General features: G+C 61.6%; 17 protein-coding genes. 3 read left to right on the forward strand and 14 right to left on the reverse strand.

Annotated elements, in window-relative coordinates; translation table 11 throughout:
• Nucleotides 1-15: 15 nt before the first annotated feature.
• From tolB to IB275_RS23030, 11 genes are all read right to left on the reverse strand, one after another.
• Entirely contained in the window at nucleotides 16-1,314 is a 1,299-nt protein-coding gene (gene tolB / locus IB275_RS22980) for a Tol-Pal system beta propeller repeat protein TolB (protein ID WP_192291374.1), read from the reverse strand.
• The gene (tolA, locus tag IB275_RS22985; RefSeq protein ID WP_192291376.1) at nucleotides 1,311-2,363 is read right to left on the reverse strand and encodes a cell envelope integrity protein TolA; all 1,053 of its coding nucleotides are present in this window, start codon (nucleotides 2,361-2,363) and stop codon (nucleotides 1,311-1,313) included. Before tolA ends, tolB begins: the two co-directional genes overlap by 4 nt.
• Nucleotides 2,360-2,824, reverse strand: a complete 465-nt coding sequence (tolR, locus tag IB275_RS22990) for a protein TolR (protein WP_081520162.1) — start codon at nucleotides 2,822-2,824, stop codon at nucleotides 2,360-2,362. The genes tolA and tolR overlap by 4 nt, the downstream gene beginning before the upstream one ends.
• Before the next feature lie 24 nt (nucleotides 2,825-2,848).
• Entirely contained in the window at nucleotides 2,849-3,544 is a 696-nt protein-coding gene (gene tolQ, locus IB275_RS22995) for a protein TolQ (RefSeq protein ID WP_045210353.1), read from the reverse strand.
• A gap of 1 nt (nucleotide 3,545) precedes the next feature.
• Nucleotides 3,546-3,992 carry a tol-pal system-associated acyl-CoA thioesterase gene (gene ybgC / locus IB275_RS23000; RefSeq protein WP_081520161.1) on the reverse strand — a complete coding sequence of 149 codons (447 nt, stop codon included), beginning with the start codon at nucleotides 3,990-3,992 and terminating at the stop codon, nucleotides 3,546-3,548.
• Between the two features lie 52 nt (nucleotides 3,993-4,044).
• On the reverse strand, nucleotides 4,045-5,103 hold the full coding sequence (gene ruvB / locus IB275_RS23005) for a Holliday junction branch migration DNA helicase RuvB (protein WP_138215289.1): 1,059 nt from the start codon (nucleotides 5,101-5,103) through the stop codon (nucleotides 4,045-4,047).
• 10 nt (nucleotides 5,104-5,113) lie between these two features.
• Complete coding sequence (gene ruvA / locus IB275_RS23010) at nucleotides 5,114-5,719, reverse strand: Holliday junction branch migration protein RuvA (protein ID WP_081520159.1); 606 nt, start codon at nucleotides 5,717-5,719, stop codon at nucleotides 5,114-5,116.
• A 34-nt stretch (nucleotides 5,720-5,753) separates the two neighbouring features.
• The gene (gene ruvC / locus IB275_RS23015) at nucleotides 5,754-6,278 is read right to left on the reverse strand and encodes a crossover junction endodeoxyribonuclease RuvC (RefSeq protein WP_081520158.1); all 525 of its coding nucleotides are present in this window, start codon (nucleotides 6,276-6,278) and stop codon (nucleotides 5,754-5,756) included.
• Nucleotides 6,279-6,394: 116 nt separating this feature from the next.
• Nucleotides 6,395-7,141 (reverse strand): YebC/PmpR family DNA-binding transcriptional regulator, encoded by a 747-nt coding sequence (locus IB275_RS23020; RefSeq protein ID WP_192291378.1) that lies wholly within the window; start codon nucleotides 7,139-7,141, stop codon nucleotides 6,395-6,397.
• 73 nt (nucleotides 7,142-7,214) lie between these two features.
• Complete coding sequence (gene aspS, locus IB275_RS23025) at nucleotides 7,215-8,993, reverse strand: aspartate--tRNA ligase (protein ID WP_139791666.1); 1,779 nt, start codon at nucleotides 8,991-8,993, stop codon at nucleotides 7,215-7,217.
• A gap of 43 nt (nucleotides 8,994-9,036) precedes the next feature.
• Entirely contained in the window at nucleotides 9,037-9,306 is a 270-nt protein-coding gene (locus IB275_RS23030; RefSeq protein ID WP_192291379.1) for an FmdB family zinc ribbon protein, read from the reverse strand.
• Nucleotides 9,307-9,550: 244 nt separating this feature from the next.
• Here IB275_RS23030 and IB275_RS23035 point away from each other — a divergent pair, with 244 nt between their 5' ends.
• Nucleotides 9,551-10,021 (forward strand): Dps family protein, encoded by a 471-nt coding sequence (locus tag IB275_RS23035; protein ID WP_192291380.1) that lies wholly within the window; start codon nucleotides 9,551-9,553, stop codon nucleotides 10,019-10,021.
• A gap of 218 nt (nucleotides 10,022-10,239) precedes the next feature.
• On the forward strand, nucleotides 10,240-10,836 hold the full coding sequence (locus IB275_RS23040) for a cold-shock protein (RefSeq protein WP_192291381.1): 597 nt from the start codon (nucleotides 10,240-10,242) through the stop codon (nucleotides 10,834-10,836).
• A gap of 69 nt (nucleotides 10,837-10,905) precedes the next feature.
• Here the strand turns inward: IB275_RS23040 and IB275_RS23045 are convergent, their stop codons facing one another.
• The gene (locus IB275_RS23045; RefSeq protein ID WP_045210356.1) at nucleotides 10,906-11,112 is read right to left on the reverse strand and encodes a SlyX family protein; all 207 of its coding nucleotides are present in this window, start codon (nucleotides 11,110-11,112) and stop codon (nucleotides 10,906-10,908) included.
• 3 nt (nucleotides 11,113-11,115) lie between these two features.
• The gene (locus tag IB275_RS23050; protein WP_138215296.1) at nucleotides 11,116-11,541 is read right to left on the reverse strand and encodes an HIT family protein; all 426 of its coding nucleotides are present in this window, start codon (nucleotides 11,539-11,541) and stop codon (nucleotides 11,116-11,118) included.
• Between the two features lie 715 nt (nucleotides 11,542-12,256).
• Between IB275_RS23050 and IB275_RS23055 the strand changes: the two genes are divergently transcribed.
• Nucleotides 12,257-13,579 carry an OprD family porin gene (locus IB275_RS23055; protein WP_138215297.1) on the forward strand — a complete coding sequence of 441 codons (1,323 nt, stop codon included), beginning with the start codon at nucleotides 12,257-12,259 and terminating at the stop codon, nucleotides 13,577-13,579.
• Nucleotides 13,580-13,664: 85 nt separating this feature from the next.
• Here the strand turns inward: IB275_RS23055 and IB275_RS23060 are convergent, their stop codons facing one another.
• Nucleotides 13,665-14,072 carry a PaaI family thioesterase gene (locus IB275_RS23060; protein WP_139791665.1) on the reverse strand — a complete coding sequence of 136 codons (408 nt, stop codon included), beginning with the start codon at nucleotides 14,070-14,072 and terminating at the stop codon, nucleotides 13,665-13,667.
• Nucleotides 14,073-14,138 lie beyond the last annotated feature (66 nt).

Raw genomic sequence — 14,138 nt, forward strand, 5'->3', positions numbered from 1 at the left:
AACAGTTGGCAACCGTCAGTTCAGGTAAGGGGACCAGGAAGGCTCGCGCACGTCGCCTTGAGCGGTGGGTAGCGGTAACCGAACACGTCCGTTGATGCTCACGAGCATCAACACGCCCCGGTCCTGCTGGCGGGTGGCATATATTAGCATCGTGCCATTTGGCGCAACAGTGGGCGAATCATCCAGGTTGGTGTTGGAAAGTACCCGGAGATTACCGCGCTGAAGGTCCTGCGCCGCGATCTGGAAGTTGGTGAAACCGTCCTGGCGGTGAACCATGACCAGGGTCTTCTCGTCCGCCGACAGTTTCGGGTTGGCGTTGTAGTTGCCGATGAAGGTCACGCGGTCGGTAGCGCCCGAGTTCACGTTCATCTTGTAGATCTGCGGCTTGCCGCCCCGGTCCGAGGTGAAGTACAGGGTCGAGCCGTCCGCGCCCCAGAAGGGTTCAGTGTCGATCGCCGAGTTGTTGGTCAGGCGACGCAGCTGGCGGCTGCCCAAGTCCATCACGTAGATTTCCGGGTTGCCGTCACGCGACAGCACGAAGGCCAGGCGATTGCCGTCCGGCGAGAAGGCCGGGGCGCCATTGAGGCCTTCGAAGTTGGAAATCTGCTCGCGGCGCCCGGTGTCGACGTACTGCATGAAGATGCGCGGACGCTTCTGCTCGAAGGACACGTAGGCGATGCGACGGCCATCGGGCGAGAAGCGCGGCGAGAGGATCGGCTCGCGCGACTGCAGCAGGGTCACCGGGCGGGCGCCGTCATAGTCGGAGCGCTGCAGGGTGTAGCGGGTGTTGTCCACCGAGAAGCGCTCTGCGGTCACGTAGAGCATTTTGGTGGAGAACGCCCCCTTGATGCCGGTGAGCTTCTCGAACGACTGGTCGGCGATATAGTGCGACATGTCGCGCAGCTGGTCGGTGGTGCCACCCACACTGCCAGTCAGCACTTGTTCCTGGGTCGCCACGTTGAGCAGGGCGTACTGGATCTGCAGGCGGCCGCCACTGGGGACGATGCTGCCGACCAGGACGTACTGCGCACCGAGGGCCTGCCAGTCGCGATAGATCACTTCGCTGGCCTGGGCCGGCTGGCTGATCATGTTCTGGCGCGGGATCGGCTCGAAGTAACCGGAGTTGCGCAGGTCGCTGCCGATGATGTTCGACATGTCTTCGGGCAAGACGTTGCCGCCCTGCCAGCCGAACGGAACCACGGCGATCGGGACGGCCGAGTCACGACCGCTGGAGATCACCAGCGGGTCGGCGGCCTGCGCTGCGCCGGCCACCAGGGCCAGGGCGAAGAGCGCGAAGCGAATCAGGGTACTCACAGATCTAAATCCTCCGGTTTGAAGACCATTCGGCGCTGACGATACAGGCTATCGAAAGTGGCACGATCCAGTTTTTGCAGTTCGGGAACACGGCCCACGTTTTTGACCGCTGCCACCGCCGAATCGTCGAACGGCTTGTCACCACTGGAGCGGGTTACGCTTACGCCGGTGATGGCTCCGCTCGGCAGCATCTGAATCAGCACTTCTACGCTCATTCCGTTACGAGCTGAAGGAGGACGACTCCACTGCTGGCTCACCAGGCTGACGATCAGATCGTCGAAGTTGCCCGCCACCTCGTCACCTTGCTCGTCGGCCAGGGCCTGTTGCCGTTGCGTGTCGTTGGACAGCAGGTCGGCCAGCGCCTGGGCCTTCTTGTCTTCCGTGGCCTTGCGGGCTGCGGCAGCGGCTGCAGCAGCCTTCTTCTTCGCAGCCTCGACCGCGGCAGCCTTCTTCTTGGCATCATCCGCGGCGGCTTTTTTCTTCGCGTCCTCGGCGGCCTTCTTCTTGGCCTCCTCGGCAGCTTTCTTCTTCGCCTCTTCAGCGGCCTCTTTCTTGGCCTCTTCCTCGGCTTTCTTCTTGGCGATATCCGCCTGCTGTTTCTGCTCGGCAGCCTTGGCCTCAGCCGCTTTCTTGGCGGCTGCGGCAGCATCGGCCACCTTCTTGGCGTCGTCTGCCTTCTTGGCTTCAGCGGCTTTCTCGGCGGCATCTGCAGCCTTTTGAGCTGCATCGGCCTTCTTTTGTTCCTCGGCTTTCGCAGCAGCCAATGCCTGCTGCTCAGCCTTCTTCTGCTCGAGCTGCTCCTGCTCGTACTGCTTGGCCGAAGTCTTCTTCGCCTCGCCGGCTATCTTCTGGTTGGTCTGCTGGGTCGCCTGGCTCTTGGACTTCAGCTGGTACAGCGTAGCCTGGACGATCGGCCGCGAAGGCGGCAGTTCAGGCGTACTGGCCCAGCTGACGAACAGCATGGCGAAGATCAGGACGTGCAGAGCCACGGCCAGGACCGTTGGCCAGAAGTAGCCTTCCGATTGAGAGCGCTCGAGCTGGTGCATCAACTACCTGGTGCCTCGGTAATCAGACCGACGTTGCCGACTCCGGCTTTCTGCAGACCGCCCATGACGGCCATGACAGAGCCATAGTCGACTGCCTTGTCCCCACGGACGAAGACCTGGACTTTCTTACCCTGACTGCTGTTTTGCGCCATGATCGCGGTAGCCGCGGTCACCAGCTGGTCGAGGTCAACGGCAGTCTGGCTGGCCTTGCCCTGATCCGGGTCCACTTCGGAGCCCATGTTCCAGTAGTAGGTCTTGTCGGCCTTGATGGAGATGGTGAGCACGCGGGAATCGTTATCCTGCGGCAGCGCTTCGCTGGAAACCTTGGGCAGGTCGACCTTGACGCCCTGGTTGAGCATGGGCGCGGTCACCATGAAAATGACCAGCAGTACCAACATCACGTCGATGTAGGGCACCACGTTCATTTCCGCGACCGGCTTGCGCTTGTGACGAACTCTTGCCATGACGGCTTACCTCTTGGTCGTCGATCAATCGTCGCTGGTGTGCACTTTGCGGTGCAGGATCGCCTGGAACTCGTCGGCGAAGGTGTAGTAGCGACCGATGAGCATTTCCGAGCGGGCGGCGAAACGGTTGTAGGCGATGACCGCGGGGATGGCCGCGAACAGGCCGATGGCGGTGGCGATCAGTGCTTCGGCAATACCCGGCGCCACGGTGGCGAGGGTGGCCTGCTGCACGGTGGCCAGGCCACGGAAGGAGTTCATGATGCCCCACACGGTGCCGAACAGACCGATGTACGGGCTGGTGGAACCAACAGTGGCGAGGAACGGCAGGCTGGTTTCCAGCTTCTCTTCCTCACGGGAAATGGCGACGCGCATCGCGCGGGATACGCCTTCCATCACCGCATCCGGGTCAACGCCAGCCTGCTGGCGCAGACGGGAGAACTCCTTGAAGCCGGCACGGAAGATCTGCTCGACCCCCGAATCCGGATCGGGGTTGCTGCCCGCCTGACGATAGAGCTTGGACAGGTCAATGCCCGACCAGAAGCGCTCTTCGAAAGTTTCCAGGGCCTTCTTCGCCGAGCGCATCATGTTGCTGCGCTGGAAAATCATGATCCAGGAAGTGACCGATGCGGCCACCAGGGTCAGCATCACCAGCTGTACCACGACGCTGGCGTTACTGATCAAGCTCCACATGGAAGTATGGTCGACGACGTTCGGTTCCACGTTAATCTCCTGCTGAAAGGGTGTCCGGACTGCCGGCAAATGCCGCACGCAACACATCTGGGATAGCGCGGGGTTTCAGGTTGTCCGCCCGCACGCACGCCACCAGGAATCGCCCCTCGCAGAGCAAGGTCGAATCCGACGCCCGTCGAACCTGTTGACGAAACTTCAGGCTCGCACGGTTCAACTCCTCCACCTCGACGCTGACGAGCAGCTCGTCATCCAGACGGGCCGGCGCGTGATAGCGCGCCTCAGCCGAATGAACGACGAAAAGCAGGTTCTCCCCCGCCAGCTGTGACTGGGCGAAGCCCAGATCACGCAGCCGCTCGGTACGAGCCCGCTCCATGAACTTGAGGTAGTTGACGTAGTAGACGATGCCGCCGGCATCGGTGTCCTCGTAATAGACCCGATACCGCTGCTGGAACGGCTGACCCCCGTGTTGCGCGCGCATACTCTAGAACCAAGTAAAGACTTTGCCAATCGGCAATCGTCTACAAATGCAATTAATTACCATCTTCAGGGACAAACAGATCCGATGTCGTCCCCTCCCCCATCCGCTTCGGCACATTCAGGCCGAAATGCAGGTACGCATGCCGGGTCACTACACGCCCCCGAGGTGTGCGCATGATATAGCCTTGCTGGATCAGATAGGGCTCCAGCACGTCTTCAATCGTGTGTCTTTCTTCGCTGATGGCCGCCGCGAGGTTGTCGATCCCCACCGGGCCACCGTCGAACTTGTCGATCATGGTCAGCAGCAGGCGGCGATCCTGGTGATCGAAGCCTCTTTCATCCACGTCCAGCAGGTTCAGCGCCTTGTCGGCGATATCGCTGCTGATGTGGCCGGTGCCGCGCACCTCGGCGAAATCCCGCACCCGCCGCAGCAGGCGGTTGGCGATCCGCGGCGTACCGCGCGCGCGCCGGGCAATCTCGTAGGCGCCCGCCGGCTCGATCTCCAGACCGAGGATGCCCGCCGAACGGGCGACGATGCTGGACAGGTCGTCCACACCGTAGAACTCCAGACGCTGCACGATACCGAAGCGGTCACGCAGCGGGTTGGTCAGCATGCCGGCGCGAGTGGTCGCCCCCACCAGAGTGAAGGGCGGCAGATCGAGCTTGATCGAACGCGCAGCCGGGCCCTCGCCGATCATGATGTCCAGCTGGAAGTCCTCCATGGCCGGATACAGCACTTCCTCGACGATGGGCGAAAGGCGGTGAATCTCGTCCACGAACAGCACGTCGTTGGGTTCGAGGTTGGTCAACAGCGCCGCCAGATCGCCAGGCCGCTCCAGCACCGGGCCGGAAGTGCTCTTGATCGAGACGCCCATTTCCTGGGCGATGATGTTCGCCAGGGTGGTCTTGCCCAGGCCGGGCGGGCCGAAGATCAGCGTGTGATCGAGGGCCTCCTGGCGCCCACGGGCCGCCTGGATGAACAACTCCATCTGTTCACGCACCACCGGCTGACCGACGTAGTCGGCCAGCTTCAGCGGGCGGATGGCACGGTCGAGCTGCTCTTCGCGGTCACGACCGGTTACAGAGGAGATCAGGCGATCGGCTTCGATCATCGATGGCTACCTAGACCATGCCCTTGAGGGCACGACGGATGAGTTCTTCGCTGGACAAGCCTTCCTCCTGCACGGCGGCCACGGCGCGGCTCGCCTCCTGGGGTTTGAAGCCCAGGGCGATCAGCGCACTGACCGCATCGGACTCGGCGCTTGAGACTGCGGCAACCAGTCGGGGTTCCACCACCAACGGCGCGATGGAAGGAATATTTTCCCACGCCTTGAAGCGATCTTTCAGCTCCACCAGCAGGCGTTCGGCAGTCTTCTTGCCCACGCCCGGAATCTTCACCAGGGTGGAAGTATCCTGCGCCTGCACGCAACGCACCAGCTCATCGACTTCCAGCCCCGACATCAGCGCCAGCGCCAGCTTCGGGCCCACGCCATTGAGGCGGATCAGCTCGCGAAACAGCTCGCGCTCGCGCTTCTCGGCAAAGCCGTAGAGCAGGTGGGCATCCTCGCGCACCACGAGGTGGGTGTGCAGGGTCACCGGCTCGCCCAGGCTCGGCAGGCGATACAGGGTGGTCATCGGCACTTCGAGCTCGTAGCCCACGCCATTCACATCGACGATCAGGTGCGGCGGTTGTTTTTCCGCCAGGGTGCCACGCAGGCGTCCAATCACGGGTGTTTGTCCTTGCTCAATGTTTTTCCGGATATCACAGGCGCAAGCGCCCGCCACGTCGGCGGGCGCCTACCAGGCCGTGTGGCACCAGGCTCTGCCGGGTGTGCGCGTGGCACAGGGCGATGGCCAGGGCGTCGGAGGCGTCGATCTGCGGCTTCTGCACGAGCTTGAGCAGGTGCATGACCATCATCTGGACCTGCTGCTTGTCCGCGCCACCGGTACCGGCAATCGCCTGTTTGACCTGGCTCGCCGTGTACTCGGCGATCTGCAAGCCCTCCTCCGCCGCAGCGACTATGGCCGCGCCGCGCGCCTGCCCCAGCTTCAGCGCCGAGTCGGCGTTGCGCGCCATGAACACCTGTTCGATGCCCATCATGGTCGGCTGATAGGTCTGGATGACCTCGCGCACACCACGAAAGACGATCTGCAGGCGCTCGAACAGTTCGCCGTTGCCGGTACGGATGCAGCCCGATGCCACGTACTCGCAGCCACGACCGGTGTCGCGCACCACGCCGAAGCCGGTTATCCGTGAACCTGGGTCGATACCGAGAATCAGGGTCATGTCCGTCCGATCAAACCTTTTCCGTAACCTGTACTTCAGATAACAAAAACCGGAAGCGGGAGGCGCCGCTGACGACCACTCCCGCTTCCGGCTTCAGACCAGCGCCGGTGGTGGGATCAGCCCAGCTGGGCCATCACCTCGTCCGGGATATCCGCATTGGAGTAGACGTTCTGCACGTCGTCCAGGTCCTCGAGCATGTCGATCAGCTTGAGGACCTTCTGTGCGGTGTCCAGGTCCAGGGTCGCGGTGGTCGACGGGATCATGGTGATCTCGGCGTCGTCGCCCTTGAAACCGGCTTCGGTCAGCGCTTCATTGACCGAGATGAAGTCGGCGAAGGTGGTGAAAACATCGATGGAACCGTCATCGTTGACCACCACGTCGTCGGCGCCGGCTTCCAGCGCGGCATCCATCAGGGCTTCTTCGTTCACGCCCGGCGCATAGCTGATCTGACCCTTGCGCTCGAACATGTAGGCCACCGAACCATCGGTACCCAGGTTACCGCCGCACTTGCTGAAGGCATGACGCACTTCGGCCGCGGTGCGGTTGCGGTTGTCGGTCATCGCTTCAACGATGATCGCCACGCCGCTGGGTGCATAACCTTCGTAGGTCAGCTCGGCCATGTTGTCCGCTTCGCTGGAGCCCACGCCACGCTGGATGGCGCGATCAATGGTGTCGCGGGTCATGTTGGCAGTCAGCGCCTTGTCCACGGCCAGGCGCAGACGCGGGTTGTCCGCCGGAATCCCCCCGCCCTGCTTGGCAGCGACGGTCAGCTCACGGATGAGCTTGGTGAAGATCTTGCCCTTCTTGGCGTCCTGACGTTCCTTGCGGTGCTTGATGTTGGCCCATTTGGAATGACCAGCCATAACTCACTCCGTATCGCTTGTTTGCTTCGCACGCGGCGCCCGGCTTGCGGGCGCCGCGGCAATCTGGATCGACTTACTCGGCGGCCTTCTGCTGCTCGCGCAGGCGGATGTTCAGCTCGCGCAGGGCCTTGGCATCCACAGTGCCCGGAGCCTGGGTCATGACGTCGCCGGCGCTCTGGGTTTTCGGGAAGGCGATGACTTCGCGGATCGAGGCCGCGCCGGTCATCAGCATCACCAGGCGGTCCAGGCCGAAGGCCAGGCCACCGTGCGGCGGTGCACCGTACTTGAGGGCGTCGAGGAGGAAGCCGAACTTCTCTTCCTGCTCCGCATCATCGATGCCGAGCACGCGGAACACCGCCTGCTGCATGGACTTGTCATGAATACGGATGGAGCCGCCGCCCAGCTCGGTGCCGTTGAGCACCATGTCGTAGGCACGGGACAGCTTGCCGGCCGGGTTGGCCTCCAGCTCTTCCGGGGTGCACTTGGGCGCGGTGAACGGGTGGTGCAGGGAAGTCAGGCTGCCATCGTCGTTCTCTTCGAACATCGGGAAGTCCACGACCCACATCGGCGCCCACTCCTTGGTGAGCAGGTTGAGGTCATGGCCGACCTTGATGCGCAGCGCGCCCAGGGCGTCGCAGACGATCTTGGCCTTGTCGGCGCCGAAGAACACGATGTCGCCATCGACCGCGCCAACGCGATCAAGGATCTCGTTCAGGTTCGGCTCGGCGATGTTCTTCACGATCGGCGACTGCAGGCCTTCCACGCCCTTGGCGCGTTCGTTGACCTTGATGTAGGCCAGACCCTTGGCGCCGTAGATGCCGACGAACTTGGTGTAGTCGTCGATCTGCTTGCGCGGCATGCTCGCACCGCCCGGAACGCGCAGGGCGGCAACGCGGCCCTTCGGATCGTTGGCCGGGCCGGAGAAGACCTTGAACTCGACGTCCTTCAGCTGATCGGCCACGTCGACCAGTTCCAGCGGAATGCGCAGGTCAGGCTTGTCCGAACCGTAGCGGCGCATGGCCTCTTCGAACGGCATGTGCGGGAATTCGTCGAACTCGACGTTCAGCACTTCCTTGAACAGCTGGCGAACCATCTTCTCGGTGATCTCGATGATGTCGCTTTCTTCGAGGAAGCTGGTTTCGATGTCGATCTGGGTGAATTCCGGCTGACGGTCGGCACGCAGGTCTTCATCGCGGAAGCACTTGGCGATCTGGTAGTAGCGGTCGAAGCCGGCCACCATCAGCAGCTGCTTGAACAGCTGGGGCGACTGCGGCAGGGCGAAGAAGTGACCCGGGTAGGTGCGGCTCGGCACCAGGTAGTCACGCGCGCCTTCCGGAGTCGGGCGACCGAGGATCGGGGTTTCCACGTCGAGGAAACCGTTGTCGTCCAGGTAGCGGCGGATGCTGCTGGTGATGCGCGCACGCAGCTTCAGCTTGGCGGCCATCTCCGGGCGACGCAGGTCGATGAAGCGGTAGCGCAGGCGGGTTTCCTCGCCCACGTCGGAGTATTCATCCAGCGGGAACGGCGGGGTTTCGGCCTGGTTCAGCACTTCCAGTTCATGCCCCAGCACTTCGATGGCGCCGGAAGCCATGTTCGAGTTGCGCGCGCCTTCAGGGCGCAGGCGCACCTTGCCGGTGATCTTCACCACGTACTCGCTGCGCACACGGTCGGCCTTGGCGAAGGTCTCGACGCGATCCGGGTCGAATACCACCTGGGCCAGACCTTCACGATCACGCACGTCGAGGAAGATCACCCCGCCGTGGTCGCGGCGACGGTGTACCCAACCGCAAAGAGTGACTACCTGGCCGTCCAGGCTCTCGTTCAACTGGCCGCAATAGTGGCTGCGCATCATGGTGTGTTTCGCTTCTCGAAAGTCTTGAATTCTAGGGAACCGCTCATTCGCTGGCGGAACAGCCGCCACCACCGCAACCGGTGGCCGGAGAGGCCGCTGAGGCATCGCCGGAGGCGAGGTTCTTCTTCGCTCCGGTCTTGAAGTCAGTCTCGTACCAACCGCTGCCGCCCAGGCGGAAACCCGGAGCCGACAACATCTTCTTCAATTCGGGAGCCTTGCAGGCCGGACAATCGACCAACGGCGCATCGCTGATCTTCTGCAGCGATTCCAGCTGATGCGCGCAGGACTGGCACTGGTACTCGTAAATCGGCATGGGGCACCTTGACTGATCACACTGCCACGGGCCCGCGTCCCGCGGCAAAGACGCGGATTATAGCCTGAAAAATCCGCAGGTTGCAGCCAGGCTCCGGCGACGTAAAAGCCGGCCAGGCGCACAGCCCTTTAATAGAAAAGCTCAATCGATTGCCTTGATATAGACCAAGAGCTTCGCCCCCACCTCGGTGTTAGCCTCGAATCCAATGCTTTTGAATCACCCTGCCAACGATGAGGAGATCACCATGGAAATCAACATCGGAATCGCCGAACAGGATCGCGCCGCCATCGCCGAAGGCCTGTCCCGACTGCTGGCCGACACCTACACGCTGTACCTGAAAACGCACAATTTCCACTGGAACGTCACCGGACCGATGTTCAACACCCTGCACCTGATGTTCGAGGGGCAGTACACGGAACTGGCCCTGGCCGTGGACAGCATCGCCGAACGCATCCGCGCCCTGGGCTTCCCGGCGCCGGGCACTTACGCCGCTTACGCGCGCCTGTCCTCGATCAAGGAAGAGGAAGGCGTGCCGGACGCCCAGGAGATGATCCGCCTGCTGGTACAAGGCCAGGAAGCGGTGGTGCGCACCGCACGCAGCATCTTGCCGCTGGCCGACAAGGCGGCGGACGAGCCGACCGCCGACCTGCTGACCCAGCGCATGCAGGTACACGAGAAGACCGCCTGGATGCTGCGCAGCCTGCTCGCCGAGTGAACACTCCTTATATAAGGAGGCCCGCCACTCCCGACGGGCTTCTCTCACTCTACGAATGGCCTAAGCGGTTGATTTGAGAAGGCAAGTGGTTTGCTGTTAAATAACCGCCGTGCGTTTCGCGCATAGGCCGCCCAGCACGCTTTCATTTTCCTTTCCGGCGTCGCACCTGGGGACGGCTGCTTCTTTTTTCGTTACCCGCTCAAGGTGAATCCGTAGCCATGCTCAAGATCGTCCATCTCGTGACGGGCGTCGCCGCACTCGTGCTGTCCCTTATCCCGAGTCTGCGCAGTGATGCCCTGCCCTATCTGCAACAGAGCGATGCCATCTATCTGGCCCTGCTCGGCCTGACCAGCCTCCTGCTCGCGCCGGGCAGCCACCTGAAACAGCCTTCAGCCCTGCAAGGCTTGGCCACCGCCCTGGTGGTCCTGGCCGTGGTGCTGCAGGTGCTTATCCTGCTCGCGCCGCTGCCTTTCATCGGCGAACAACCAGCCATCGTGCTGCCACTGCTGAGCCTGGCCGGCGCAGTCGTGCTGCAATGGGCCGCCAACCTGAACCCGACACGTCCCCACGCCCCCATCGAAACCTTCCTCGGCGAGAACCGCGAAACCGGCACCGTGAAATGGTTCAACACCTCCAAGGGCTTCGGCTTCATTTCCCGCGACTCGGGCGAGGACATCTTCGTCCACTTCCGCGCCATTCGCGGCGAGGGCCACCGCATCCTGATCGAAGGGCAGCGCGTGGAGTTCTCGGTAGTCCAGCGCGACAAGGGCCTGCAGGCGGAAGACGTGATCGCCGCCCTGCCCAACCGCCGCTGATTCACAGCTCCATGAAAAAGCCCGCCAATCGGCGGGCTTCTTCATTTCTGCACCTATTAACAGCGCGGCTCAATAGTGCGGCGGCGGAGCGTCATCTTCCGCGACGCCAACCTGGCCCTGCAGGTCTTCCAGGCGCTTGAGCAGCGCCTGCATCTGCAGGCGGGTGCGCTCGATCACCCGCTCCTGCTCGTAGACCACGTCGCTCAAGGTCTGCAATGCGTCATCCTGGAAGGCCAGCCGGCTCTCCAGGTCCATCACTCGAGTCTCCAGATCCATCATTCACTCCTGACTGAAGCGAAAGCCATCGCCCAGCGCCATGCGCAGTTTCTCGCGCACCCGCGCCAGTTCTTCTTCTTTATAGGGAACCGCCGGGTGCTTGCCCCAGACTGGTCCCGGCCAGGCGACATCATCCTGCTTGCGCACAATCACATGCACATGCAGTTGGCTGACGACGTTGCCAAGATTGGCCACGTTCATCTTGTCCGCGTCGAAAGTATCCTTGAGCACTTCCGCCAGTTGAGTCGCCTCGCGCCACAACTGCTGCTGATCGGCAGAATCCAGCTGGAAGATCTCACTGACGTCTTCGCGACGCGGAACCAGGATGAACCACGGGTACTGCGAGTCATTCATCAACAGCAGGCTGCTCAGCGGGAAATCACCCAGCGCAACGGTGTCCTGCTGGAGACGGGAATCCAGGGCGAACATAAGACCTCTCCTGTTCGACGAGCCTTGTTTAAGCCTAGCTCCACGGGGAGCCGAAGGGCGCGAAGAATACTAGAGAGCCCTTCCGGCGAACATGCCCGACCGACGCATCGTCCCGGAGCACGCCCTTTGCAGCGCCGCACCAGGATCGCGCATGACGCGGATTGGCATATCCCGACAACAGGCGCGTGCAGGAATCTGCACGGCAATCACGGCAATCCGCAGCGAAAAATCGTTTAAACAGCTACAACTACGGGATGCCAGAAAACGACATGCGTGCTCGTGGATGTTGCAAATCCCCAACGGAAGCCGTGAAATGCGTCAACGCGTCGCAAGACGAACACTGTGAAGGCAGCACCAGGCATTTGTGCACGGTTGTTGCTAGAGGCAAGGACAACGCACCGACGGCCACCCCAACTCGAGAAGTGGACGCGGAGGCGAGGGAACTTAAGAAGTGGTCAATGGAATAGAGAACCACAAGGACTGAGGCATCAATGAAGCAATCAGGGGGCAATCTCTTTTTGCAACATGAGAACTGCTTGAATGCGACATGCGTCATGCAGCTTTGCGACAGTCCCGTAAAGATTTTGTGTGTTCATTTGGGCAACTATCGCCAACTGAACACGCGTGCTATAAGTTAGCGCCGACAAAAAAAGAAAGAGCCGTCACCGCGGCATTAGTGATGGCGAATAATTTCAAAACCAAAGGAGCAATCACAATGAAAGTGATGAAGTGGAGCGCCATCGCCCTGGCCGTTTCTGCAGGCAGCACACAACTGGCAATGGCCGAGCCCTTCGTAGGCAATCAGGCTGACGCTAAAGGCTTTGTCGAAGACAGCAGCCTGAACTTCCTGGTTCGCAACTACTACTTCAATCGCAACAAGAAAGACGGCGCCACCGATGCCCGTGACTGGACCCAAGGTTTCTGGGCCAATTACAACTCCGGCTTCACCCAAGGCACCGTTGGTTTCGGCGTTGACGCTTTCGGCTACCTGGGTCTGAAACTCGACGGTGGCAGCGGCTACGGCGGCACCGGCAACCTGCCGGTCCACGATGACGGCGACAAGGCTGACGACTTCGGCAAAGCCGGCGCAGCGGTCAAAGTCCGTATCTCCAAGACCGAGCTGAAATTCGGCGACATGCAGCCTACCGCTCCGGTGTTCGCTGTAGGCGGCACCCGCCTGCTGCCGCAAACCGCCAGCGGCTTCAGCCTGATGAGCAGCGAAATCGACGGCCTGGATCTGGAAGGCGGTCACTTCTACTCCGGTACCGGCCAGGACACCACCAACCGTGACGGTGAGATCTGGTCCCAGTACGGTGGCGTAACCGCCAACAGCGCTGACTTCCTGGGTGGCAAATACGCCATCAATGACCAACTCTCGGCTTCTCTGTACGGCGCCAAGGTCGAAGACCTGTGGAACCAGTACTACGTCAACCTGAACTACACCCTGCCGATCGCTGACAATCAGTCCCTCGGCCTGGACTTCAACTACTACCGCACTACCGATGCTGGCTCCGCCAAGCTGGGTGACATCAGCAACAACACCTTCTCGCTGGCCGCTGCTTACACCATCAGCGCGCACACCCTGACCCTGGCCTTCCAGAAGGTGAACGGCAACACTCCGTTCGACTACATCGGCATCGGCGACAACAACGCCGGCGGCGACTCGATCTTCCTCGCCAACTCCGTTCAGTACTCCGACTTCAACGGCCCGGGTGAAAAATCCCTGCAAGGCCGTTACGACCTGAACATGGCCGAGTACGGTGTTCCGGGCCTGACCTTCATGGGCCGCTACATCTACGGTAAGGACATCGACGGCGACAAGATCGATCCGACCAGCCCCTACGCCAACTACGGCTATGGTCCGGACGGCAAACATCGCGAGACCAACCTGGAAGCCAAATACGTTATCCAGAGCGGCCCGGCAAAAGACCTGTCCTTCCGCGCTCGTCAGGCTTGGCACCGCGCCAACGCCGACCAGGCTGAAGGCAACGTTGATGAATTCCGCCTGATCATCGACTACCCGCTGTCCGTTCTGTAATCCAGAACGAACTGCAGGTAACTAAAAAGCCCGGCTTCTGCCGGGCTTTTTTATTGCAACTTACCTACAACTTTGAACGTATCTGTTACATCGGCAATACATAAGTGCCGGTGACATGGGCGACCAACTCCTGCGGATTGCTGACCGAGTAGACAGCTACTTCGCAAACCACCTGCCGCCGCCCCAGTTTCAATATCTTCGCCTCGGCCAACAGGTCTTCCGGCTTCGGCTTGCTGAGAAAGTTGATATTCAGGTTGGAAGTAACGGCCATCTCGACGTTATCCAGCTGCGCCAGGATCACCGCGTACATCGCCGCGTCCGCCAGCGCCATGATGGTCGGCCCGGACACCGTTCCGCCCGGCCTCACCAGCTTTCCATGAAAGGGGATCCGCGCGAAGGCACTGCGCCCCTCCAGGGCATCGATGCGGAAATCCATCTCGTCCGCCATGGGCAATCCCGCACGGATGAACGCCTGTACCTGGGCTGCATTCAATCGACTCACGCCACTCCTCCGTCTCCGCCCGCCGCGCCCTGTACGCAGCCAGACCTGCACCGTACA

It is taken from the genome of Pseudomonas sp. PDM21 (assembly GCF_014852505.2).
Taxonomy (GTDB): Bacteria; Pseudomonadota; Gammaproteobacteria; order Pseudomonadales; family Pseudomonadaceae; genus Pseudomonas.